The organism is Ruegeria sp. AF5 (assembly GCF_056541905.1).
This window is the reverse complement of sequence record NZ_JBQFYZ010000042.1, coordinates 1-2,402: the sequence shown is the minus strand read 5'-3', so window position 1 is coordinate 2,402 and position 2,402 is coordinate 1. Positions and strand designations below refer to the sequence as shown.

The 2,402-nt window shown below is 52.9% G+C and carries 1 protein-coding gene; it reads left to right on the top strand.

Features of this window, described 5'->3' with window-relative positions; all coding sequences use genetic code 11:
• Positions 1 to 1,001: 1,001 nt before the first annotated feature.
• Positions 1,002 to 2,177: an alpha/beta hydrolase gene (locus tag ACR0DS_RS20255; RefSeq protein ID WP_480560875.1), complete on the top strand. Its 1,176-nt coding sequence runs from the start codon at positions 1,002 to 1,004 to the stop codon at positions 2,175 to 2,177.
• The last annotated feature ends 225 nt before the right edge of the window (positions 2,178 to 2,402 follow it).

Sequence of the window (2,402 nt, the reverse complement as noted above, 5' to 3'; positions counted from 1 at the left end):
TGATCATTTTTGTTGGGTGCCTTCTTTTTCGAGGCGCTTTGGGTCAAGTGAAGCCAGTGACCGCCAATTTGACAGAATTGCACCCTAATAATGTGCAGTTAACTGCAAACTGTCGGGGCGATACCTTTCTATTTCAGGTTACCATAACCAGTCCGCACAGGACATTCTGTTATTAGTACTGCCGCCGCTCCGAAACCATCCTTACACCGAGACGAAACCTCTGACTCAAGGGCGGTATGGAGCGACAAAAACGGTCTATATTCGTGATAATTTGTGCTCCATTCTGGTTTTATTTTGGTAAAATGTATCAATTCGTTTGCTCGGTCAAGAAAAAGCAACAAAAAGCCACACGATCGCAAATCGTTCTAACTTTGGGGCACAGGCAGTGCACTGGAGGAGTTTCATCCAATCGAAAAACCGCTGAATTGCGCCGGGTTCTCTGGAAGCTTCGATCCCTGGATAGGGTGAGGCCAAGGTAAAAAACAGCAAACAAACATCCTTTTGGAGCCCACAAACTTGCGGCGGGAGCCGGACAGCCAAGAGTGGTAAAATTCTGGTGCGAACCTTTTCAGTGCAGGAAACGTTCATGACTATTCGCACATGCCCTTCACCTTGATGAACATCTGGCCCGTTTCATAGCCGTTTTCACATGGTCCCTTGCGCCTTTGCGTAGCTTCACATTGTAAAAGACTCATCAAGAAGCCGACCCCGAAATCGGCGACCATTGGTTAATGTGGCCGCTTACTCGAACCCTTCAAACGTCTCTCTGACAGCATCATCCACGGTCCCGGCCCGCAATCTGCTGCCATCGTTGTCGCAGGCATCCTCAAAGGCTTGCCAAAGATGGTCCATTTGCAAAAATGGTTGAAAGCTCGTGCCGGCAGATCTCAATGCGGCGGAAATTCTGGGGCGTAAAGTGTCTGATGCATAGGTTCTTTTGGCTAATTATCTTCATAACCCTGACAGGGTGTGCGGCGAAAACCTACAATGAAATTGACATCATGCCTTCGCCAACGGTCTTTGCCAATGGCACGCTCGATCCGTTCGAGGATGTGACCGAGGGCAATTTTGAGGCGCGGACGCGTCTGTTTTACGCAACCGACCGCCAGCCTGCGGAACCGGACGACCCACAGAAAAGCTACAATAACGCACGGGGGCACGTGTTGCGGGCGGGTGTCGCGCAGATTGCGTCGGACCCGCCGCTTGAAAGCTGGGAAAACGCAAGGCGCATCACGCTCGCCGCGGCGCGGGATCGGGACTATAGGCTACGTGTGGCGGGCGTGACCGAGACCGGCATTCTGCCGTTCAGCGCAATCAAATACATGGATACGCCACCCAGCCGTGCCGAGGTCGAATCTGCCGGTCGCCGTTTTGCGTCACAAATCAATGCGCAATTGGCGCAATCGGCCAACAACGACATTTTCATTTACATCCACGGCTATAATGTGGACTTCGACTATTCCACCCTGGTCTCAAGCCAGTTGCAGCATTTCCTGGGCTATCAGGGCGCTTTCATCAGTTACAATTGGACAGCAACCCCAAGTACGCTGGCCTATTTCCGCGATCAGGAATCGGCGCTGGCCTCGCGACGCTATCTGCGCGAGCTGATTGCATTTCTTTCGACTCATACCGATGCCCGTCGCATTCACCTGATCGGCTACAGCGCCGGGACTAGGCTGGCCTTTGATGCCGCTTATCAAATCGCGTTGGGAGCCGAGGAAAATGCGCGGTTGGGCAAACTCATCCTGATCGGCAGCGACCTGGACCGCGCTTATTTCATTCATGCTATCGAGGACGGTCTTCTCGATGCGGTTACGGACCTGACGATCTATCAGTCGCAAACGGATTCCGCGCTGGCGATGTCTAGGCTTGTTTTTGGCCGCAAGCGCGTCGGAGAGACTTCGCCGCCCGGCGAAGCAGTGCCTGCGGTGCAAGCGGAGCTGGCCCGGACCCCAAGGCTGCATGTCATCGACGTGACGGATGCCGAAGAGGCGGGCACTGGCAACGGGCATTGGTACTTCCGATCTTCACCATGGGCCAGCAGCGATCTTTTCCTGTCATTGCTGACCAACAAAGACCCCGCCGCGCGCGGACTGGTGCGCGCACCCGGCGAAGTCATCTGGCGTTTTCCAGACGATTATCCGCAAAGGATCAGGGAACTGGGGCGTTTGTACTGAAGGAAAGGAACCGTCTGGTTATCCCCGTCTATTCTCTATTCTGATCAGCTTGCCACACGAGGCTCCCTCGGATCACATCGAAACTCTTATGTAAGGTCATCCATAGGTCAGACTTATGACGTTGAAGGTATAATCGATTTTTCTTGGTATATTAATCTGTCAAGATACCATTGCTCAAATGTGAATTTTACGCCGCGCAAGAATGGCGAACCTGTCAAACAATTC

Coding starts and splice junctions, on each gene's coding strand:
- ACR0DS_RS20255 (WP_480560875.1), top strand. CDS start 1,002: ATGCCTTCGCCAACGGTCTTTGCCAATGGCACGCTCGATCCGTTCGAG.